Below are 20,894 nucleotides of genomic sequence, written 5' to 3' on the forward strand. Positions count from 1 at the left end.
GCTGGAAGCAGTCGTGGAGCGACGACGACCTCAATCGGCTCAGGAAGCTTGCAGGGACCAAGCCAATCACGTTGATTGCGAAGGAGCTCGGTCGGACCACGGGAACTGTGCTCGCGAAGGCGATTGAGCAAAAGCTTCCTGTCATCCCTCAGATCGAGCGAACCTCCCAAGGATCAAACCCGCCTTGAATGTCGAATTCCTGCCGAGGACGGGGCGCCCGGATTGCGCTTCGCTCCATCCGGGCTACGGGGACCTCAACCGCGCGGCGACCGCGGCGGCCGTCGCTTCGCAGTGTGGCGTCGCGGCGTTCGTGTCACGCGGGGACGCAGCCTCGTTGCGGCGGCGGCGCGGCGCGGCTTGGCCGCGGCTTGCGGGCCGCGGGCGAGCTCCATGAGCATGCGCAGCGCCTCGACCACCGACCGCTGGCGTACGGCGGTGCGGCCGATCGCGCCAAAACGTTGCTCGCGATGGATGATGCGGCCGTCACGCGCGGCAGCGGCAAAATGCACGAGGCCGACCGGCTTGCCCGGGGTGGCGCCACCGGGGCCGGCAATGCCGGTGATAGCAACTGCGAGATCGACGCCGGCACGCTCCAGCGCGCCGATCGCCATCGCGGTCGCGGTCTCCTTGCTGACCGCGCCGAAATTGGTGAGCGTGCCGGCCTCGACCCCCAGCATCGCGCGCTTGGCGTCGTTGGAATAGGTGACGAAGCCGCGGTCAATGACGTCAGAGGAGCCGGGGATATCGGTCAAGGCGCCGGCGACGAGGCCGCCGGTGCAGGACTCGGCAGTCGCGATCGTCAGCTTGCGCATCCGGCACAAATCGAGCAGCGAGCGGGAGAGGGCGCGTGCGTCGCTGCCGGCCATGACCTAGACACTCCAGGGAAGGCGGATGGTGGCGCTCGCAGTGGCCGCGATGCCTTCCTCGCGGCCGGTGAAGCCGAGTCGCTCGCTGGTCGTCGCCTTCACGGCGACGCGGGAGATGTCGACGCCGGAGATCTCGGCGATGCGCGCGCGCATGGTGTCGCGCAAGGGTCCGATCTTCGGCCGCTCGCAGATCATCGTGACCTCGAGATTGGCGATGCGGCCGCCGCGTGCCGTGACGCGCTCGATGGCATATTTCAAGAACTGATCGGAGGAGGCGCCCTTCCACTTGGCCTCGCTCGGCGGAAAGTGCGAGCCGATGTCGCCGTCGGCGAGCGCGCCGAGGATGGCGTCGACCAGCGCATGCAGGCCGACATCGCCGTCGGAATGGGCCAGGAAGCCTTTCGTGTGCGGCACGCGCACGCCACAGAGCATGAGGTGGTCGCCCTCGCCGAAAGCGTGCACGTCATACCCCGTGCCGGTCCTGATGTCGCCGAGCAGGCTGGCCAGGCGCGCTTCCTCGCGCACGAAATCTTCGGGGGTGGTGAGCTTCATGTTGGCAACATCGCCTTCAAAGGTCGCAACCGTCAATCCCGCCCATTCGGCGATCGCGGCATCATCGGTGAAATCGCTTCGTCCGTCCTTTGCCGCGCGACGATGCGCTTCGAGGATGACATCGAAACGAAAGGATTGCGGCGTCTGCGCGATTCGCAAGGAAGCCCGATCCGGCGTGTCCTCGACATTGCCGTCCGCGCTCGTCACCTTGATCGTGTCGGTGACGGGGACGACGGGGATCGCCGCACCGGTGCGGCTTGCCGCTTCGATCGCACGCGAGATCACACCGGCCGAGACGAAGGGACGCGCGGCATCATGGATCAGGACGATGTCGGGCTTGTGCCGGACGAGCGCTTCGAGACCGGCGAGCACCGAGGCCTGGCGCGTCGCGCCGCCATTGGTCGGCGCCTCGTGCTTCAGGCCTGCGACCGCTGCCGTGAACATGGCGCTGTCGTCGGGGTTCACCACCGGCTGCACGGCGAACAATTCGGAATGGGTGCTGAAGGCTTCCATGGCGCGGTAGATCACGGGCACGCCGCCGATCTCACGATATTGCTTCGGCCCGCCCGCGCCTGCGCGCAGGCCACGACCGGCCGCGACAAGAACAACTGCGGTGCGCTGTGATTTCGCCATAGGACTCAAATATTCAGCTGTTAGGGAATGCGTCGGGCGTGGGGTGATTGCCGGCATGCCTCTAGCACGGCAGGCCCGCAAAAAAAGGGGGTTTCCCCGGATTGTGGGATTCAGCATTTTGCTGCACTGCACTTGAAAGATTTGCAGAACTGTCTAAACTGTAGGCATGACGCTTGACTGCACAAGAATTGTGCGCAAGATAGGCCATGGCAGGCGCGATGAGGCCCTGTCCACTCAACGAGACCCCTGTGACCGGCTCGGCAAGATCAGGCTCTAAGCCGTTGAAAATAGGCGATATTGAAATCGCTACCCCGGTCTTCCTGGCACCGATGTCGGGAGTGACGGACTCACCCGTTCGCCGGCTCGCCGCCGAACTCGGGGCGGGTCTGGTCGTCTCCGAAATGACGGCCAGCGATGAGCTCGCCAACGGTCACCGCATGTCGCGGTTGCGCTGCGAAGCGACCGGGGTCGGACCGCATGTGGTCCAGCTCGCCGGCTGCGAGGCGCATTGGATGGCGGAGGGTGCCCGGATCGCCGAGGCCGAAGGCGCAGACATCATCGACATCAACATGGGCTGTCCGGCCCGCCACGTCACCGGCGGCCAGTCCGGCTCGGCCCTGATGCGCGATCTCGATCACGCCGTCAGCCTGGTCGAGGCAACGATTGCCGCCGTGAAGGTGCCGGTGACGCTGAAGATGCGGCTCGGCTGGGACGATCGCACCCGCAACGCGCCGGAGCTCGCGCGTCGCGCGGAGGCCGCCGGCATCAAACTCGTCACCGTGCATGGCCGCACCCGCTGCCAGTTCTACAAGGGCGAGGCCGATTGGGACGCGATCCGCGCGGTGCGCGAAGCCATCTCCATTCCGCTCGTCGTCAATGGCGACATCACGACTTACGAGAAGGCGCTCGCGGCGCTTCAGGCCTCCGGCGCCGATGCCGTGATGATCGGCCGCGGCGCGCAGGGCCAGCCCTGGCTGCCCGGCGAGATCGGCCGGCGCCTGAATGGCGGGGCGACGGAAGCCACACCATCGCTCGCAACGCAGCTGCATTATGTCCGCACGCTCTATGAGGGCGTCTGTGCGCTCTATGGTCTGCGCGTGGGCCTGAAGCATGCGCGAAAACATCTCGGCTGGGCGCTCGATGTCGCGGCCGATGCGAGCGGCGCGCCGGTCGCGACGCTGAAGGCCTGGCGCCAGAAGATTTTGACCTCCGAAGATCCGGGCCTCGTCCACCAGTCCCTGCAGGATGCCTTCGACGATTTCGCATGGAGCGCCGCTGCATGAGCTCAGCCGCTGACCATCGCCGGCCGATTCTGTCCGAGAGCGACGCGATCCTGGACGCCTTGCCCAATCCCGTGCTGATGATCGGGCCGGACGGCAAGATCGTCGCCGCCAATATCGCGACCGAGGCGTTCTTCGATATCTCGACGCAGTTCTTGAAGCGGCAGGCGCTGAAAGAGCTGGTGCCGTTCGGCAGCCCCTTGCTGGCGCTGATCGACCAGGTGCGCTCGTCGAACTCGCCGGTCAACGAATACAAGGTCGATCTCGGCACGCCGCGCATGGGCGGCGACCGCCAGGTCGATCTGCATGTCGCGCCACTCACCGAGCGGCCCGGCCACATCGTGGTGATGCTCCAGGAGCGCTCCATCGCCGACAAGATGGACCGGCAGCTGACCCATCGCAGCGCTGCGCGCTCGGTGATAGCGCTAGCAGCGATGCTCGCGCATGAGATCAAGAATCCACTTTCGGGCATCCGTGGCGCAGCACAGCTTCTGGAGCAGCAGGCGTCCTCCGAAGACCGCATGCTGACGCGGCTGATCTGCGACGAGGCCGACCGCATCGTGACGCTGGTCGACCGCATGGAGGTGTTCGGCGACGAGCGGCCGGTGGTGCGCGGCCCCGTCAACATCCATTCGGTGCTCGACCACGTGAAGCGGCTGGCGCAGTCGGGCTTTGCCCGCAACATCCGCTTCATCGAGGACTACGATCCGTCGCTGCCGCCGGTGCTTGCGAACCAGGACCAGTTGATCCAGGTGTTCCTCAATCTGGTGAAGAATGCCGCCGAAGCGCTGATCGACGTCCCCGACGGCGAGATCCAGCTCACCACCGCATTCCGGCCCGGCGTGCGCCTGTCAGTCCCCGGTCAAAAATCCCGGGTATCCCTACCGCTTGAATTCTGCGTGAGGGACAATGGACCAGGCGTGCCGGACGATCTTCTGCCCAATCTGTTCGATCCCTTCGTGACCACCAAGCAGACCGGCTCGGGCCTCGGTCTGGCACTGGTCGCCAAGATCGTCGGCGATCACGGGGGCATCATCGAATGCGAGTCTCAGCCGCGCAAGACCACCTTCCGCGTGCTGATGCCGATGTATTCCACATCGGTGAAACATGCCGATCACAGCAGTCGCGACGGCTCTGCCGGGAAGTCGTCGTCTGCATCACAGGGGGCAAAATGAGGATTAACGATGCCCGCAGGTAGCATTCTCGTAGCTGATGACGACACCGCCATCCGCACGGTTCTCAACCAGGCGCTTTCCCGGGCCGGGTATGAAGTCAGGCTGACCGGCAATGCCGCGACGCTGTGGCGTTGGGTCAGCCAGGGGGAGGGCGATCTCGTCATCACCGACGTGGTGATGCCGGACGAAAACGCCTTCGACCTGTTGCCGCGGATCAAGAAGATGCGGCCGAATTTGCCGGTCATCGTCATGAGCGCGCAAAACACTTTCATGACGGCGATCCGGGCCTCCGAGCGTGGCGCCTATGAATATCTGCCAAAACCCTTCGACCTGAAGGAGCTGATCGCCATCGTCGGCCGCGCACTCGCGGAGCCCAAGGAGCGGATCGCGACGCCGGACGACGACTCCGAGATGGAGGCGATCCCGCTGGTCGGCCGCTCGCCGGCGATGCAGGAAATCTACCGCGTGCTCGCGCGGCTCATGCAGACCGATCTCACCGTGATGATCACGGGCGAGTCCGGTACGGGCAAGGAGCTGGTGGCGCGCGCGCTGCATGATTACGGCAAGCGCCGCAACGGCCCGTTCGTTGCGGTCAACATGGCGGCGATCCCGCGCGACCTCATCGAATCCGAGTTGTTCGGTCATGAGCGTGGTGCCTTCACCGGTGCCAACACCCGTGCGTCCGGCCGGTTCGAGCAGGCCGAGGGCGGCACGCTGTTCCTCGACGAAATCGGCGACATGCCGATGGAGGCGCAGACCCGCCTGCTGCGCGTGCTGCAGCAGGGCGAATACACCACCGTCGGCGGCCGCACGCCTATCAAGACCGACGTGCGCATCGTCGCGGCCTCCAACAAGGATCTGCGCGTGCTGATCCAGCAGGGGCTGTTCCGCGAGGATTTGTTCTTCCGCCTCAACGTCGTGCCGCTGCGGCTGCCCCCTTTGCGGGAACGCATCGAGGACTTGCCGGATCTGATCCGTCACTTCTTCGCGCTGGCCGAGAAGGACGGCCTGCCGCCGAAGAAGCTCGATTCGTTGGCGCTGGAGCGGCTGAAGCAGCATCGCTGGCCCGGCAACGTGCGCGAGCTTGAAAACCTCGCCCGGCGTCTCGCCGCGCTCTATCCGCAGGACGTGATCACGGGCTCCGTCATCGACGGCGAACTCGCGCCGCCCTCGGTCAGTCCGGGCGCTGCGGTCCAGCAGGGCGTCGACAATCTCGGCGGCGCGGTCGAGGCCTATCTCTCATCGCACTTCCAAGGCTTCCCGAACGGCGTGCCGCCGCCGGGCCTCTATCACCGCATCCTCAAGGAGATCGAGGTGCCGCTGCTCACGGCCGCGCTCGCCGCCACCCGCGGCAACCAGATCCGCGCCGCCGATCTGCTCGGCCTCAACCGCAACACGCTGCGGAAGAAGATCCGGGATCTCGATATCCAGGTGTATCGGAGCGGGGGCTAGGCCCTCGGAACGGACGAGTGGCTCAGCTCCCCCTACCAAAGGTGAGCTGAGCCTGTCCGGATCGCGCTGGCCTGTGTGGTCCGCGCGGTGAAGTGAAGCGCGAACCGGGCTGAAATGTTCCTCGGGAACGTTCGAATTCGTCATTAGGCCGCAGAGCGCAGCGTCGCACCTATCTGATCAGGCGCGCTGCGACCGGCTCGATGTTGGCCATCTGCGCCGTCTGGTCCTGCCTGCTCGGGCCATTGACCAGCAGGTCAGAGGCCACGATCAGCAGCAGCACCGCCGATACCATGATCGCGAGAAATATCCTGTCCATGCCGGGTCAAGCCGGAATGGCCGGATTCTGTTCCGGGCAATGTGCGCGGACGCAACGATACATGAGCCAGACATGTTCTGGAACTCACGATCCGGGCGTGGTAGGGAACCACCGAAATGAGACCTTTTGACGCAGGCGCGGCAAGCGTGCGCGCCCTGCGGAAGGTGGCCAATGAGTTGCGTCCGTATCGTCGCGTTTGCCGCAGCCGGCTTCGGTCTGATGCCGGGGCCTGGCCTGGCGCAGTCGGTCGACATCCCGCTCGGCTACACCATCAACACCGGCGCCAATTACGGCTTCAACAACCCCAATCCGGCGCTCGTCCTGACGATCAATGTCGGCGTCAACGGCGGCGCGGCGCAGACCTACGCCTTCGATACCGGATCGTCCGTGTTCCTGGCGCCGAGCAGCGTCTACGCCGGCGGGGCCCCGACGGTGCTCGCGACCGGCGTCAACGTCGAGACTTATGGTACTTCGCCCACCAGCGCGTTCACCGGAGATCTCTATCAGATCTCCGCATCGGCGCTGAAATTCTACGCGACAGCGGGTGCAACGTCCGGCGGCATATCGCTTGGGACGACAGGCAATTACAACGTCGCCTCGTACACCTCGTATTCGTTGTCGAGCGGCGGCGCCACCAGCTCGCAACCGTTCGGCGCGTCGGTCGGCGTGTTCGGCGCCTCGGCGCTCGCCTTCACCAAGACCGTAGCGGGATCGGCGATTGGCCTCGGCAGCGTGATCGGCCAGACCAACGTTGCGAACACCACGGCCGGTTACATGGTGGCGGCCAATGGCCAGAGCCTCGCCGCGCTCAATGCGCAGCTCAACACCAGCATTCCCGGCGGCCCGGTCACGAGTGCGCAGCAATCGATCCAGACCGTTCCGCAGTCGATCACAAGCTGCAACCCTTGCGTGACGGTCGGCCTGACGCCGGCGCTGATCGCACAATTCCAGTCCGTCAACACGGTCGCTGCGGGCAGCAACGGCATCAGCTTTCCGAACTCCAATGTGCTGAGCATGGGCAAGTTCGTGCCGCTTAATTTCTCGGTCGGCTTCCGCGCGCCGTTCAGCCTCAATGTCTCCCTGGATACCGGATGGACCGACTTCGCAGTGTCATCCGGCAGGGGAGCTCCGCCGACGCTGACCGTCTCGGCCAACAGCAACGGCACGCAGGAGACGTTTAACATCGCTTCCGCTCGCGGCGTGCCGTCGCCTTACGCGCTGGCGAATTCGAGCGCCGACATCCTGGGCATCGGGTTCTTCGTGCAGAACTCCGTGCTCTACAATCTGGCCGGACAACAGGTCGGCTATTCCCCGAATTTCGTCACCGACGCCAACATCGCCACGACCCAGCCGCTCGTCATCGACGCGAATTTGGTGCCGCTGGGGCTCGCCGGAGTGATTTCAGGTCCCGGCGGCCTGTCGATCGCGGCCGGCGGCTCGGCGACGCTCAGCGGCACCAACACCTATACCGGGCCGACAAATGTGTCGGGGGACAGCGCCTATCTGGCGCTGGTCGGCCCAGGCAGCATCGCGCCATCGAGCGGCGTCAATGTGTCGGCCGGCGGATGGTTCGACGTATCGGGCGCGAGCACGGCCGCCACGATCAAATCGCTGTCCGGTGACGTCGACGGCCTGGTCTGGCTCGGCGCCAATTCACTGGCGCTGTCGGCCGCAAGCGGCGTATTCGCGGGAACGATCGTCGGCACCGGCGGCCTCGAGCTGTTATCCGGACACCAGACGCTCTCCGGCATCAACGGCTACACCGGGATGACCGTAGTCAGCGGCGGAACGCTGACCGTGAACGGAACAATTGCGAGCTCGTACCTGACGCTCGTCGGTCCCGGCGCGACCCTGGCGGGCACCGGAACGATCGGCCTGTTGAGCGTGCTGGACGGCGGCACCTTCGCGCCCGCATGGGGCATGCCGGCGCGCACGATGAATGTTGCGGGCGACCTCATCCTGTCGTCAGGAGCGAACTATGCCGTGCAGTTGGGTGCGAGCAGCGCGGCCTTCGCCAACGTCAGTGGTAACGCCTCGCTCGCGGGAACACTGGCCATCAGTCCCGCACCCGGCAGCGCGCTCATCAGGCAGTATGATCTCCTGCACAGCGGCAGCCTGGGAGGTACCAGTTTCGGAGGGATCACGACGTCGCTGCCGGGCTTCTCCACAAGCCTGAGCTATTCCGCGACCGACGCCACTCTCACGCTCGATGCCGCACTCTTGGCGCAGGCGCAAACGTCCGGCATCGGGGCCAACGGTCAGCGTATCGCAAAACTGCTCGACGCGAGCTTCAACACCACGGGCACGACGTCGGCAGGTTTCTCGCCGCTCTACACGCTGACCGGCCGCAACCTCGGCAATGCCTTGACGCAGGCATCAGGCGAGGCAGGGACCGGCGTCCAGCAGACCAGCTTCAACGCGATGGATCAGTTCCTTGGCCTGCTCATGGATCCCGGCGTCGGCGAGCAGGGCGGAACGCGCTGGTCCGCGACTTCAACATCGAATTTTGCCGGCGCGGACGACGAGCTCGCCTATGCCGCGACGTCACGCACGCGACGTGCCAGCGAGCGCGACGCCTATGGGCTGATGGCCAAGGCACCCCTGCGAACGAATTATGATCCGCGCTGGAGCGTGTGGGCGTCGGGCTTTGGCGGCTCGCAATCGAGCGATGGCAATGCCGCAGTCGGCTCGAACGCTGCGACCAGCCAGGTGTTCGGCACGGCGGTGGGCGCCGACTATCTGCTCTCGCCACGCACGGTCATGGGCTTTGCGCTCGCAGGTGGGGGCACCAACGCCAGCGTCGCCAACTCCGGAGCGGCGCGCTCCGATCTGTTCCAGGCCGGCGCGTTCGTTCGGCACAAATCGGGGGCGGCTTACATTTCCGCCGGATTCGGCTATGGCTGGCAGGACATCACCACCGACCGCACGGTGACGGTGTCCGGCGTCGACCGCCTGCGGGCGGAGTTTCACGCCAATGCCTGGTCAGGCCGTGTCGAGGGCGGCTATCGCCTCGCCATTTCCTCATTGAAGGGTTTTGGCATCACACCCTATGCGGCCGCCCAATTCACCACGATCGCGCTGCCGGCTTATGCCGAATCCGCGGTGTCGGGGGCGGGGACGTTTGCGCTGTCCTATTCGGGGCGCAACGTCACCGACAGCCGTAGCGAGATCGGCGTCCGCACCGATCAAACTTTCGCAATCCGGAACGGCCTGCTGACCGTCAATAGCCGGTTGGCCTGGGCACATGATTTCGATCCGGACCGCTGGGCGGCGGCATCGTTTCTGGCGCTGCCTGCATCGGGCTTCACTGTCAGCGGCGCGGCGCAGGGCCGCGACGCGGCACTCACCTCGCTCGGAGCGGACATCAACTGGCTGAACGGCTGGTCCGCCCGCGCCGGGTTCGAGGGTGCGTTCGCCGATGTCAGCCGTTCCTATGCCGGTAAAGGACTGCTCCGGTACGCGTGGTAGCCCTGCATCCTCTGTGGATGCGCCGGTCCGCCGCGGAGAAGACGCCGCGGAATTGTCGCAATTCGGCAACAATGTGGTACGAATACATCAGTACCCGCCCATCGCGGACCCCTTTTCAGCACCCCATTGCCGGAATGACCAGCGCAGATACCTCGGCCGCATCCTTTGACACGGCCCCAGCGGAAGAGCCCCGGCGTTGGTCGGTGCGGCGCTGGCTGGTGCCGTTTGCGGTCGCGCTGGCGCTGTTATCGGGCCTCCTGACCTTCCTGGTCCTGACCGGCCTCACCAGGATCGATCCGACTCCCGAAGTGGTCCGCTCGTTCTACCTGATCAATGCGGGCACGATCCTGCTGCTGGTCGGCATCATCGTGCGCGAGCTCTGGCAGCTGATCCTGGCGCGGCGGCGGGGCAGGGCGGCGGCGCGCCTGCATGTCCAGATCGTCAGCCTGTTCTCGATCGTCGCGGTGCTGCCGGCGGTGCTTGTTTCCGTCGTCGCCAACGTCACCCTCGAACGCGGTCTCGACCGGCTGTTCTCGGGACCGACCAAGGAAGTCATCCAGAACTCGCTGGATATCGCGCGGGCCTATATGCAGGACCATGCGCAATTGATCCGCGGCGACATCATCGGCATGGCCAATGATATCGCCCATGCAAGGCCGCTCTACGACCAGGATCGCCGGTCGTTCCGCGAGCTGCTGACCGCCAGCGCCGGCTCCCGCAATCTGCCGGGCGCGATGATCATCGACAAGAACACCAATATCCTGGAGTCCGCCGACACCGGCATGCGACTGGCCTATTCGCCGCCGGCGCCGGACTTCCTCAGCAACGTCAACGAGAATGAGCCCGAGATCGCGGTGCTGCCGGATGCGAGCTTCGTCGCGGCGGTGATCCGCCTGCGCGCCTTCAGCGACACGTTCCTGTACGTCGCCCGCCCGCTCGATCCGAAGGTCGTCAGTCAGCTCAAGCAGACCGAGATCAGCGTCGCCGAATACGCCCAGATCGAGTCACGCCGGCTCGGCATCCAGGTGGCGTTTGCGCTGATGTTTGCGGTGATCGCGCTGACCATCCTGATGGCCTCGGTGCTGATCGGCCTCAACTTCGCCAACTCGCTGGTGGCACCGATCCGGCGGTTGATGAACGCGGCCCACACCGTGTCGACCGGTGACCTCCATGTGAAGGTGCCCGTGCATCAGTCCGAAGGCGATCTCGCCCAACTCGGTGAGACCTTCAACAAGATGACGCAGGAATTGCGCAGCCAGCGCGACGAGCTCGTCAACGCCAGCGACCTCATCGACAGCCGCCGCCGCTTCATCGAGGCCGTGCTGTCCTCTGCAAGCGCCGGCATCATCGGCGTCGACACCTCGGGCAGCGTCGGCATCCTCAACCGCTCCGCCGAGAAGCTGATCGGGCATTCCGAGGCCGAGACGCTCGGCCATCCGCTCTCCGACGTGCTGCCCGAGCTCGACGAGATGATGAAGACGTCGCGGGAAGGGACCCAGCGCCTGGTGCAGGGCCAGATCACCATCACGCGCGACGGCACCGAGCGAAATCTCTCGGTGCGCGTCAGCGCCGAGAAGAACCAGCCGCACGACAGCTACATCATCACGCTCGACGACATCACCGAACTGGTGTCGGCGCAGCGCACCTCGGCCTGGGGCGACGTCGCGCGCCGCATCGCCCACGAGATCAAGAACCCGTTGACGCCGATCCAGCTCTCCGCCGAGCGCATCCGCCGCAAGTTCGGCAAGGACATCACCGAGGCCAAGGACAAGCAGATCTTCGAGCAGTGCACCGACACCATCGTGCGCCAGGTCGACGACATCAGGCGCATGGTCGACGAGTTCTCGCGCTTTGCGCGGATGCCGAAGCCCGTGATGGAAGGTGAGGATGTCGCCGACACCGTGCGGCAGGCGGTGTTCCTGATGAAGGTCGCCCATCCCGAGATCGATATCGAGGCCGAGTTCAGGGACGATCCGCTGCGCGCCCAGTTCGACCGGCGGCTGATCTCGCAGGCGGTCACCAACATCGTCAAGAACGCCACCGAGGCGATCGAGCAGGTTCCGCCTGAGGAGCTTGGCAAGAACGGTGGCAAGGGCCGCATCGACGTCGTGGTGTCGCGCGAAGGCGAGGACGTGCTGATCGACGTGATCGACAACGGCATCGGCCTGCCCAAGGTCGCGCGCTCGCGGCTGCTCGAGCCCTATGTGACGACGCGCGCCAAGGGCACCGGCCTTGGCCTTGCCATTGTCGGCCGCGTGCTGGAAGACCATGGCGGCCGCATCGAGCTGAAGGACGCCTCCGATTTCCGCGAGGGCCAGCGCGGCGCCTGGATGCGGATGCGCTTTGCGATCTCCGGCGAGGCCAAGAAGGCCGAGGGAGCCGAGGAGGCGCCGGCAGCCAAAGCACCGGTGAAGGACGCAGCTGCGGCGGATATCAAGGCAACGGCTGCGGATTCCGTCACGGCGCGGGAAACAAAAGAGCCGGCGGGCGAAACCAAAGAGCCCGCTGAAAAGACCAATGATTCAACGAAAATCGAAGCCTCAACAGGCATCTGACAAGACAGGCGCGACCCATGGCAAGTGAAATTCTGATTGTCGATGATGAGGCCGATATTCGGGATCTCGTTGCGGGCATCCTCGAGGACGAGGGTTTTGTCACGCGAACGGCGCGCGACAGCGACTCGGCGCTGACCGAAATCGCCAATCGCCGGCCGCACCTCGTATTCCTCGACATCTGGCTGCAGGGCTCCAAGCTCGACGGCTTGCAGCTGCTGGAGCAGGTCAAGAAGGACAATGCCGATCTGCCTATCGTGATGATCTCCGGCCACGGCAACATCGAGACCGCGGTCGCCGCGATCAAGCGCGGCGCCTATGATTTCATCGAAAAGCCGTTCAAGGCCGATCGCCTCATCCTGGTCGCCAACCGCGCGCTGGAAAACTCGCGGCTCAAGCGCGAGGTGAAGGAGCTGAAACAGCTCGCACCGAGCGCAAGCTCGCTGGTCGGCCGTTCGCCGAGCATGAACCAGCTGCGCCAGACCATCGAGCGCGCGGCCAAGGCCAACAGCCGCATCCTGATCGTCGGTCCCGCCGGCGCCGGCAAGGAGCTGACCGCACGCACGCTGCACACCGCCTCCGGTCGCGCCGACGGTCCCTTCGTCGTGATCAATGCCGCCGCGATCACGCCCGAGCGCATGGAGCATGAGCTGTTCGGCGTCGAGCAGTCCAACGGCGAGCAGCCGCGCAAGCCCGGCGCGCTCGAGGAAGCCCATGGCGGCACGCTGTTCATCGACGAGATCGCGGACATGCCGCGCGAGACCCAGAACAAGATCCTGCGCGTGCTGGTCGAGCAGTCGTTCCAGCGCGTCGGCGGCGCCGGCAAGGTGCAGGTCGACGTGCGCATCATTTCCTCCACCGCTCGCAACCTCGAAGAGGAGATCGCGGCCGGCCATTTCCGCGAGGACCTCTATCATCGGCTTTCGGTGGTACCGATCCGCGTGCCCGCGCTCTCGGAGCGGCGCGAGGACATTCCGGAGCTGATCGACTATTTCATGGAGCAGATTTCGGCCGGCAGCGGCCTGCCCAAGCGGCAGATCGGGCAGGATGCGATGGCGGTGCTGCAATCGCATGTCTGGCCGGGCAATGTGCGACAGCTCCGCAACAACGTTGAGAGAGTCATGATTCTGGCCGCTGGCGGACCGGAGGTCATCATCACCGCCGATATGCTGCCCCAGGATGTCGGCTCGATGGTGCCGGCGATGCCGACCAGCAACAATGGCGAGCACATCATGGGCCTGCCGCTGCGCGAGGCCCGCGAAGTGTTCGAGCGCGACTATTTGATTGCCCAGATCAGCCGTTTTTCAGGAAATATTTCTCGCACGGCTGAGTTTGTTGGCATGGAACGTTCGGCGCTGCACCGGAAGTTGAAGGCGCTCGGCGTCGGCTAACGCCCGACGTCGCGGCCAGAGTTGAGGGATAAGCGAGAAAAATCATCTATTTCCGTAGTTTTTCGGAGAAAACGGACGGGCCCTGCCGCGTCAAGCGGCTTGCCTAATAAGCCGACCTGTCCTCTAATCGAGCAGCTGTTCCTACGAGGGGGATCTCATGAGGGACGGCAACCGGGAGAAGGCCTCAATTTTGAAAACAGGGTCACGACCGGCGCAATAAAAAGAAACTCAAAGCGAGAAAAAAACAATGGCGGCAGACCGCGCACAAAACCTGCAGGACACCTTCCTCAATCACGTTCGCAAAACCAAAACGCCACTGACGATCTTTCTGGTCAACGGAGTGAAGCTCCAGGGCATCGTGACCTGGTTCGATAATTTCTGTTTGCTGCTTCGGCGCGACGGTCATTCGCAGCTCGTCTACAAGCATGCGATCTCGACCATCATGCCGGGCGCTCCGATCCAACTGTTCGAAGGCGGCGAGGATCAGCCGGCTTGAGAGTGATCTGATTGGAACCCCGGAATTTCGACGGGGATGCCGACCGTCCGCGGTCGGCTGGGGCTAAGCAAACGGGGCGGGTGCTCGTCATCGGCCCCTATTTGCGAGTGCGCGCAGGCGGTGCCGACGCGCAATCGGAGAGTCATATCCAGCGCAACGCAGAGGCCCGGCTCGACGAAGCCGCCGGCCTCGCGCGCGCCATCGATCTCGTCATTGCGGACGCCATCATCGCGCCGATCAGCCAGATCCGGCCCGCGACCTATATCGGCAAAGGCAAGGTCGAGGAGATCGCCGCGCTGGCCAAGAGCCTCGACGTCGAACTCGTGGTGATGGATTGCGCACTGGCGCCGATCCAGCAGCGCAATCTCGAGAAGGAGCTGCATGCCAAGGTGCTCGACCGCACCGGGCTCATCCTCGAAATCTTCGGCCGCCGCGCCAAGACCAAGGAAGGCTCGCTCCAGGTCGAGCTCGCGCATCTCAATTACCAGCGCTCGCGCCTGGTGCGATCGTGGACCCATCTCGAACGCCAGCGCGGCGGTTTCGGCTTCATGGGCGGTCCCGGCGAGACGCAGATCGAGGCCGACCGCCGCCTGATCCAGGAGCGCATCTCCAAGCTCGAGGGCGAGCTGAAGAAGGTACAGGCGACGCGGCGGCTGCACCGCGCCGGCCGCCAGCGGGTGCCGTATCGCGTCGTCGCGCTGGTCGGCTATACCAATGCCGGCAAGTCGACGCTGTTCAACCGCCTGACCCGCGCCGACGTGCAGGCCGCCGACATGCTGTTCGCCACGCTCGATCCTACCTTGCGCGCGCTGACGCTGCCGCATGGCGGCAAGGCGATGTTGTCTGACACCGTCGGCTTCATCTCCAATCTGCCGACGCAGCTCGTCGCCGCCTTCCGCGCCACGCTGGAAGAGGTGCTGGAGGCCGACGTCATCCTGCATGTCCGCGACATCTCGCATGAGGATGCCGAGGCGCAGCAGAGCGACGTCGACGCGGTGCTGCGCCAGCTCGGTATCAATCCAGATGACTCAGGCCGCATCATCGAGGTCTGGAACAAGATCGACCGCTACGATGCCGAACAGCGCGAAGAGCTTTTGAACATCGCAGCGCGCAGGCCCGAAGATCATCCGGCCATGCTGGTCTCCGCCGTGTCAGGCGAGGGGATCGATGCACTGCTTGCCACAATCGAGGAACGCCTGGCTGCCACGCGGACCACGCTCGACCTCTCCATCGACGCCGCCGACGGCGCCGGCATCTCCTGGCTGCACCGCAATTCCGAGGTGCTCGCGAAAGAGCTGCACGACGGCCGCTTTGACATGACCGTGCGGGTGGACGAGACCAAGCGGGATATCGTGGTGAACAGGTTTGATGCGGTGCCGCGTCTGTCGGCGTGAGCTCTGGGCTATTACCTCAACAGATCGAGGCTCATGAACTGGTTGTGCGGGCTCGCCTGATAGTCGGCGAATGGCGCACACGAGACGAAGCCGGCGCTGCGGTAGAGCGCGACGGCAGGTTCGTGCAGCGGCGCCGTGCCGGTCTCCAGGTTGAGGCGCGTATATCCGCGCTTACGGCCCTCGGCGATGATGTGGTTCAGAATCGTGCGCCCGGCTCCGGTCCGCCGCGCGGTCGGCGCTGCGCGCATCGACTTCACTTCGCCATGCGTCGCATCCAGCTGCTTCAGAGCACCAAAGCCAGCCAGCACACCGTCCTGCCAGGCGGTCCAGAACGTCACGGACGCAGCCGAAAGACCACTTGCGTCGAGCGCTTGCGCGTTCGCCCATGACGCTCTGCAACTCTCGCAGATGGTGCGCCAACAAGTCAGCGACATGTGGCGCCCTTGGATCGTCCTGCCTGATTTCCACCATGCCCTCGAACTTGAGACTAGTCCTCGTCCTCGACCCATAAGCAACCGCTGCTGGACTCACCGACGACCAAAACACCTATATCAAACGTGGCGTTCGTTGCGAGATTCCATTGGTGCAGGCCGGCTCGGCAGTTCGAAAAGAAGCGAAGCCCCTGGCCGTCGAAGAGCTGAAGAAATTGTTGCCAGAGAGCCGCCGCGCGAGCAGGGCTCAAGATCTCAGTGTCGTAGGCAAGATCGCGGCTCAAGATGCCGATTGCAATCGAGGCCGCTTCGGATTCGTCTCTCGAAATGTAGACGTCAGCCTGATCCAATAGTCCAAAGCCTCGGGCAAGATCTACGAGCGGAAGCTGCCCCCGGATCACGCCGCATCGCGTATGTCTGGAGCGCCGCTCATTCCTGATTTGACGGCAGATATCGGGCTCTGATCCGACCACGGGTGATCTACCTCAGCGCGGATTGGCAGGCTTCTCCTCGCCCTTCGCCGCATTCCACAGCGCGTCCATCTCCGCCAGCGACGCCTGCTCCAGGGTGCGCCCCTGCGCCTCCAGCGCCCGTTCGATGAACGCAAAGCGCCGTTCGAACTTCGCGTTGGTCGCGCGCAGCGCGGCTTCCGGATCGGCGTCGACATGGCGGGCTAGGTTGACGAGGGCGAACATCAGGTCGCCGATTTCTTCCGCCATCTCCTGCTTGTCGTTGCGATCCAGCGCGGCCTCGATCTCGTCGGCTTCCTCGCGGATCTTTTGCAGCACCGCGCGCGGGTCGTTCCAGTCGAAGCCAACGGTGGAGGCCTTGCGTTGCAGCTCCATGGCGCGGGTCAGCGCGGGCTGGCCGGCCTTCACGCCTGACAGCAGCGATTTATGCGGCGGCGTTGCCTCCGGCGGCCGGCGCGCAGCGCGCTCGGCCTTCTCTTCGGCCTTGATGCGGTCCCAGACTTCCTTGACGTGGGAGGAGGCGAGATTGCCGTTCTTGTCGGCGAAGACGTGGGGATGACGCCGGATCATCTTGCGGGTGATGGCTTCGACGACATCGCCGAAAGCAAACGCGTTCTGCTCCGAGGCCATCTGGGCGTGGAACACCACCTGCAGCAGGAGGTCGCCGAGCTCCTCGCGGAGATCGTCGAGATCGCCGCGGTCGATGGCGTCGACCACCTCATGAGCTTCCTCGATCGTGTAGGGCGCGATGGTCGCGAAATTCTGCTCGAGGTCCCAGGGGCAGCCGGTCACCGGCGTGCGCAGCGCCGCCATGATCTCGATCAGGCGGGAAATGTCGCGGGAAGGGGTCATTGCGGGGCAGTCTCCTGGGTCCAAAACCTTATGCCAAAAGCGGGCCGCCGTTCCCAGCGGCGGCAGGCGGAACAGGCCGATTTCCACCGATTGGCTGATACGCTTCACAGTGCTAAAGCGCGGGCCATGAGTGACGGATTTTCATCACAAACCGCGCTGGTGCTGTTTTCCGGCGGCCAGGATTCCACCACCTGCCTCGCCTGGGCGCTGAGCCGCTTTGCGCACGTGGAAACGCTGGGATTCGAATACGGGCAACGCCACGCCGTCGAGCTCGATTGCCGTGACCGGCTGTTCGACGGCATCAGGGGCTTGCGTGCCGACTGGGCCGCAAAGCTCGGCGAGAGCCATACGCTGTCGATCCCGACGCTGGCGGCCGTGTCCGAGACCGCGCTGACGCGTGACGTCGCGATTGCGATGGGGGCCGACGGCCTGCCGAACACGTTTGTGCCCGGCCGCAATCTGGTGTTCCTGACCTTTGCCGCGGCGCTGGCCTACCGGCGCGGCATCACGCACATTGTCGGCGGCATGTGCGAGACCGATTATTCCGGCTATCCAGATTGCCGCGACGACACCATTCGCGCCATGCAGGCCGCGCTCTCGCTTGGCATGGCGAGAGCCTTCGAGCTGCATACGCCGCTGATGTGGATCGACAAGGCCGCGACGTGGAAGCTGGCGCAGGACCTCGGCGGCGATGGGCTCGTCGATCTCATCCGCGAGCAGTCGCACACCTGCTATCTCGGCGAACGCGGCGCGCAGCATGATTGGGGATACGGGTGCGGGGAGTGTCCGGCGTGTAGCTTGCGCGCGAAGGGGTGGCGGGAGTTTGTGGCGGGAAGGTAATTCCGCCGTCATTGCGAGGAGCTCTTGCGACGAAGCAATCCAGATGCCTCTGCGGAAGGATTCTGGATTGCTTCGCTGCGCTCGCAATGACGGAGGTCTACCGAAAATCCTCGTCCCGCAACTCGATCGGCCTGCCGTGCGGCGTCCGATCCGCGGCGTGGTCCCAGGCGTCGCGATATCGATGCAGCGTGTCGATCGACGCGACGCCCTTGCTTGCGACCAACCCTTCAAGCGTGGCAAGCCAGTGCAGATAGTAGGTCTCGCCCGTGTCAGGGTCGCCGGCGGCCTGCGCACGTCTGATCTCGGAGGCCAAGGCTGCGGCCCATTCCGGCCAGGTGAACACGCCGCGGTCATGCAACGTCAGCGCCATCGCAAAGGCGTGCGCCTCCCAAGGCGCACGGAACACCGGGCCGTCGGCATCTCGCGGGATGCTTGGAACGGCCGCTGTCGCTGCGGCGGCAGCGCTGCTGCTCATCACGCGGGGTCCAGATAGGGCTCGAACGCGTCGATCGACACCTTCAGGTTCGGATCACCGTCCGCGCCCCAGAGATCACGACCTTCGAACACCACGGTGTAGAGCCATTGCGGATTTTCGCCGAGCTCCATCGCCGCCGAATCCGGAAACACGTGGCAGCCGTGGTTCAGCTCGACCACGCCGACATGGCCGCGCACATAGCGCGGCAGCCGCGTGTGCGTGGTGGGATGAATGTTCTTGGCGCGGACACGATCGCCGATCTCAAACTTGGCCGCCGCGGGAGCAGGGCGGGCGAACTTGCCGCGCACCATGATGCGCTCGACATTGGCGAGGTCGAACTTGCCGTGCTTGAGCGCCTTGCCGGGCGTCGTCGCATGGCCGGCGGCGACTTCCTCGCGGGTGAGGTAGCCCTTCTCGATCAGCATCTCCTCGAGACCGAGGAACCACTTTTTGTAGTAGGAGCTGGAGAGGTAGACATGCGGCGGCAGCGTCTCGCGATAGAAGCGCGAAGTGTCGATGTTGAACGCGCCGGCAGCGCCCATCGCACGCACCATCGCCAGCACGCGCGACTCCCACACCTCGTGGAACACCGGCTCGTTCGGCTCGGGCTCGACCTTGCCGAAGCCGTCCATGCCGCCCATGTCGTGCACGCCGTTCACGACGGCGCTCCGGGTGTTTTGGGAAAGCCGGTACCGATCATCGAGTCGCGCGTCACGAGGTCGGCGAGTTGCTCCTCGCTCCAGCCTTCCGTGCCTGCGGGGCGCATCGGCAGCACCAGGAAGCGCGTCTCGGCGGTGGAATCCCAGACCCGGATTTCCATGTCCTTCGGCAGCGTGACGTCGAAATCGGCGAGCACGCCGCGCGGGTCTTTCACCGCGCGCGAGCGATAGGGCGAGGCCTTGTACCAGACCGGCGGCAGCCCGAGCATTTCCCAGGGGTAACAGGAGCACAACGTGCACACGACCATGTTGTGCCGCTGCGGCGTGTTCTCGATCACGACGAGATGGTCGCCGACGCGGCTGACATGACCGAGCGTGCCGATCGCCTTGCTGCCGTCCTCCAGCAGCGCCTGCTTGAACGCCGGATCGGTCCAGGCCTTGGCGACGACGCGCGCGCCGTTATGCGGACCGATCTTGGTCTCGTAGGCCTGGATGATGGCGTCGAGCGCGGCCGGCTCGACATAGCCTTTTTCGGTCAGAATCGTCTCGAGCGCGCGCACGCGCAGCTCGGTCTCCGACAATTCCGAATGATCGTGGTCGTGATGATGGTGGTCGTGATCGTGGCTCATGGCCAAAGATTAAGCGAATCCGTCACTGCCTGTCGAGGGTTCGTTGCAACGCAATCCAGCCACGTATTCGTGACGCCGTTTGTGCGCTAGCATCGCCGAAAATAGGCTTTGGAGATGCGCGATGAAAGACTTCGTCAAGATCGAGAAAGGCCTCGGTCCCGAGGGGCGGATCGCGGTGGTGCGGTTCGACCGTCACGACGGCATCAATGCGTTGTCGCCGGAGGCGCTGCGCCAGCTTACCGCGGCGGCGCGCTCCTTCGAGGATGATGCAGCGACGTCCGTCGTGGTACTGACCGGCAATTCGGGCGCGTTCAGTGCCGGCTTCGACCTGAAGGATGCCGAAGGGCGCTCGCGCAAGGAGATGGACCTCGGCGCGCTGCGGCGGCATCTCAAGCTCGGGCCGCGCCTCACCCGTGCCTGGCAGGAGATGGAGCAGATCACGATCGCGGCGATCGAAGGCTTTTGCGTCGGCGGCGGCGTGGCGCTAGCGGTCGCGCTCGACTTCCGCGTCATGGGCAGCGACGCGCATCTGCGCGTGCCCGAGATCGGGCTCGGCATGAACATGAGCTGGCAGAGCATCCCCCGCATGCTGCATCTGATCGGGCCGGCCCGCACCAAGCAGGCCGTGATCCTGGCCGACGAACGCATCTCCGCGGACGAGGCCTATCAATGGGGCCTGGTCGAGCAGGTCGTCGATCCCGGCCATGCCTTCGATGCCGCCATGGAGCTGGCGCGCAAGGTGGCCGCGCAGCCGCCGCTCTCGGTCGCCATGACCAAGCTGACCGTCAACCGGCTCGCGCATGCGCTGGACGATCTCGCCAGCCACATGGATGTCGACCAGTTCGCGCTGGCGAGCCTCAGCGAGGACCACAAGGAGGGCGTCGAGGCGTTCCTCGGCCGCCGCAAGCCGCGGTTCAAGGGACGGTAGACTCCAGGCCATTGATCACGCCGCGGACAATCCGT

Annotated in this window: 19 protein-coding genes; 10 read left to right on the forward strand and 9 right to left on the reverse strand. The window is 65.0% G+C overall.

The window, feature by feature from the left end; translation table 11 throughout:
* Positions 1–254 precede the first annotated feature (254 nt).
* Together FXB40_RS02845 and FXB40_RS02850 are read right to left on the reverse strand one after the other, a co-directional pair.
* A complete protein-coding gene (locus tag FXB40_RS02845; RefSeq protein WP_148770700.1) occupies positions 255–866 on the reverse strand; it encodes a CinA family protein in 612 nt (203 codons plus the stop codon).
* A 3-nt stretch (positions 867–869) separates the two neighbouring features.
* Positions 870–2,051: a bifunctional 2-C-methyl-D-erythritol 4-phosphate cytidylyltransferase/2-C-methyl-D-erythritol 2,4-cyclodiphosphate synthase gene (locus FXB40_RS02850; RefSeq protein WP_148770701.1), complete on the reverse strand. Its 1,182-nt coding sequence runs from the start codon at positions 2,049–2,051 to the stop codon at positions 870–872.
* A gap of 281 nt (positions 2,052–2,332) precedes the next feature.
* On the opposite strand from FXB40_RS02850, the gene dusB reads away from it, so the two are divergent.
* The 3 genes from dusB to ntrC are packed head-to-tail and all read left to right on the forward strand — an operon-like array spanning position 2,333 to position 5,958.
* Positions 2,333–3,334, forward strand: coding sequence for a tRNA dihydrouridine synthase DusB (gene dusB, locus FXB40_RS02855; RefSeq protein WP_187436621.1), 1,002 nt, complete (start codon positions 2,333–2,335; stop codon positions 3,332–3,334).
* Positions 3,331–4,506 (forward strand): two-component system sensor histidine kinase NtrB, encoded by a 1,176-nt coding sequence (locus FXB40_RS02860; protein WP_148770702.1) that lies wholly within the window; start codon positions 3,331–3,333, stop codon positions 4,504–4,506. Before dusB ends, FXB40_RS02860 begins: the two co-directional genes overlap by 4 nt.
* 9 nt (positions 4,507–4,515) lie before the next feature.
* On the forward strand, positions 4,516–5,958 hold the full coding sequence (gene ntrC, locus FXB40_RS02865) for a nitrogen regulation protein NR(I) (protein WP_148770703.1): 1,443 nt from the start codon (positions 4,516–4,518) through the stop codon (positions 5,956–5,958).
* Between the two features lie 169 nt (positions 5,959–6,127).
* Here ntrC and FXB40_RS47625 read toward each other — a convergent pair whose 3' ends face one another.
* Complete coding sequence (locus tag FXB40_RS47625) at positions 6,128–6,274, reverse strand: hypothetical protein (RefSeq protein ID WP_187436631.1); 147 nt, start codon at positions 6,272–6,274, stop codon at positions 6,128–6,130.
* A gap of 171 nt (positions 6,275–6,445) precedes the next feature.
* Here FXB40_RS47625 and FXB40_RS02870 point away from each other — a divergent pair, with 171 nt between their 5' ends.
* From FXB40_RS02870 to hflX, 5 genes are all read left to right on the forward strand, one after another.
* Positions 6,446–9,742 (forward strand): autotransporter family protein, encoded by a 3,297-nt coding sequence (locus FXB40_RS02870; RefSeq protein WP_148770704.1) that lies wholly within the window; start codon positions 6,446–6,448, stop codon positions 9,740–9,742.
* A gap of 134 nt (positions 9,743–9,876) precedes the next feature.
* The gene (locus FXB40_RS02875; RefSeq protein WP_187436622.1) at positions 9,877–12,297 is read left to right on the forward strand and encodes a sensor histidine kinase NtrY-like; all 2,421 of its coding nucleotides are present in this window, start codon (positions 9,877–9,879) and stop codon (positions 12,295–12,297) included.
* A gap of 17 nt (positions 12,298–12,314) precedes the next feature.
* Positions 12,315–13,685, forward strand: coding sequence for a nitrogen assimilation response regulator NtrX (gene ntrX, locus FXB40_RS02880; RefSeq protein ID WP_148770706.1), 1,371 nt, complete (start codon positions 12,315–12,317; stop codon positions 13,683–13,685).
* A 247-nt stretch (positions 13,686–13,932) separates the two neighbouring features.
* The gene (gene hfq / locus FXB40_RS02885; protein WP_007591126.1) at positions 13,933–14,181 is read left to right on the forward strand and encodes an RNA chaperone Hfq; all 249 of its coding nucleotides are present in this window, start codon (positions 13,933–13,935) and stop codon (positions 14,179–14,181) included.
* Between the two features lie 11 nt (positions 14,182–14,192).
* On the forward strand, positions 14,193–15,575 hold the full coding sequence (hflX, locus tag FXB40_RS02890) for a GTPase HflX (RefSeq protein ID WP_187436623.1): 1,383 nt from the start codon (positions 14,193–14,195) through the stop codon (positions 15,573–15,575).
* A gap of 11 nt (positions 15,576–15,586) precedes the next feature.
* Here hflX and FXB40_RS02895 read toward each other — a convergent pair whose 3' ends face one another.
* The 3 genes from FXB40_RS02895 to mazG all read right to left on the reverse strand — a co-directional run bounded on the left by FXB40_RS02895 (position 15,587) and on the right by mazG (position 17,328).
* Positions 15,587–15,913 carry a GNAT family N-acetyltransferase gene (locus FXB40_RS02895; protein ID WP_246207312.1) on the reverse strand — a complete coding sequence of 109 codons (327 nt, stop codon included), beginning with the start codon at positions 15,911–15,913 and terminating at the stop codon, positions 15,587–15,589.
* 149 nt (positions 15,914–16,062) lie between these two features.
* A complete protein-coding gene (locus FXB40_RS02900; RefSeq protein ID WP_148770708.1) occupies positions 16,063–16,356 on the reverse strand; it encodes a hypothetical protein in 294 nt (97 codons plus the stop codon).
* Positions 16,357–16,491: 135 nt separating this feature from the next.
* The gene (gene mazG / locus FXB40_RS02905; RefSeq protein ID WP_148770709.1) at positions 16,492–17,328 is read right to left on the reverse strand and encodes a nucleoside triphosphate pyrophosphohydrolase; all 837 of its coding nucleotides are present in this window, start codon (positions 17,326–17,328) and stop codon (positions 16,492–16,494) included.
* 126 nt (positions 17,329–17,454) lie between these two features.
* On the opposite strand from mazG, the gene queC reads away from it, so the two are divergent.
* Positions 17,455–18,168: a 7-cyano-7-deazaguanine synthase QueC gene (gene queC / locus FXB40_RS02910; RefSeq protein ID WP_148770710.1), complete on the forward strand. Its 714-nt coding sequence runs from the start codon at positions 17,455–17,457 to the stop codon at positions 18,166–18,168.
* A 97-nt stretch (positions 18,169–18,265) separates the two neighbouring features.
* On the opposite strand, the gene FXB40_RS02920 is transcribed toward queC, so the two are convergent.
* From FXB40_RS02920 to nthA, 3 genes are read right to left on the reverse strand one after another with little or no spacing between them, the layout of a single operon-like run.
* Positions 18,266–18,643 carry a nitrile hydratase accessory protein gene (locus FXB40_RS02920; protein WP_187436624.1) on the reverse strand — a complete coding sequence of 126 codons (378 nt, stop codon included), beginning with the start codon at positions 18,641–18,643 and terminating at the stop codon, positions 18,266–18,268.
* Positions 18,643–19,302 carry a nitrile hydratase subunit beta gene (gene nthB / locus FXB40_RS02925; RefSeq protein WP_148770712.1) on the reverse strand — a complete coding sequence of 220 codons (660 nt, stop codon included), beginning with the start codon at positions 19,300–19,302 and terminating at the stop codon, positions 18,643–18,645. Before nthB ends, FXB40_RS02920 begins: the two co-directional genes overlap by 1 nt.
* Positions 19,299–19,931: a nitrile hydratase subunit alpha gene (gene nthA, locus FXB40_RS02930; RefSeq protein ID WP_148770713.1), complete on the reverse strand. Its 633-nt coding sequence runs from the start codon at positions 19,929–19,931 to the stop codon at positions 19,299–19,301. The genes nthB and nthA overlap by 4 nt, the downstream gene beginning before the upstream one ends.
* Before the next feature lie 121 nt (positions 19,932–20,052).
* Here nthA and FXB40_RS02935 point away from each other — a divergent pair, with 121 nt between their 5' ends.
* Positions 20,053–20,859 carry an enoyl-CoA hydratase/isomerase family protein gene (locus FXB40_RS02935; protein ID WP_148770714.1) on the forward strand — a complete coding sequence of 269 codons (807 nt, stop codon included), beginning with the start codon at positions 20,053–20,055 and terminating at the stop codon, positions 20,857–20,859.
* Positions 20,860–20,894: the final 35 nt, after the last annotated feature.

The sequence above is a fragment of the Bradyrhizobium rifense genome (assembly GCF_008123425.1).
GTDB lineage: Bacteria > Pseudomonadota > Alphaproteobacteria > Rhizobiales > Xanthobacteraceae > Bradyrhizobium > Bradyrhizobium rifense.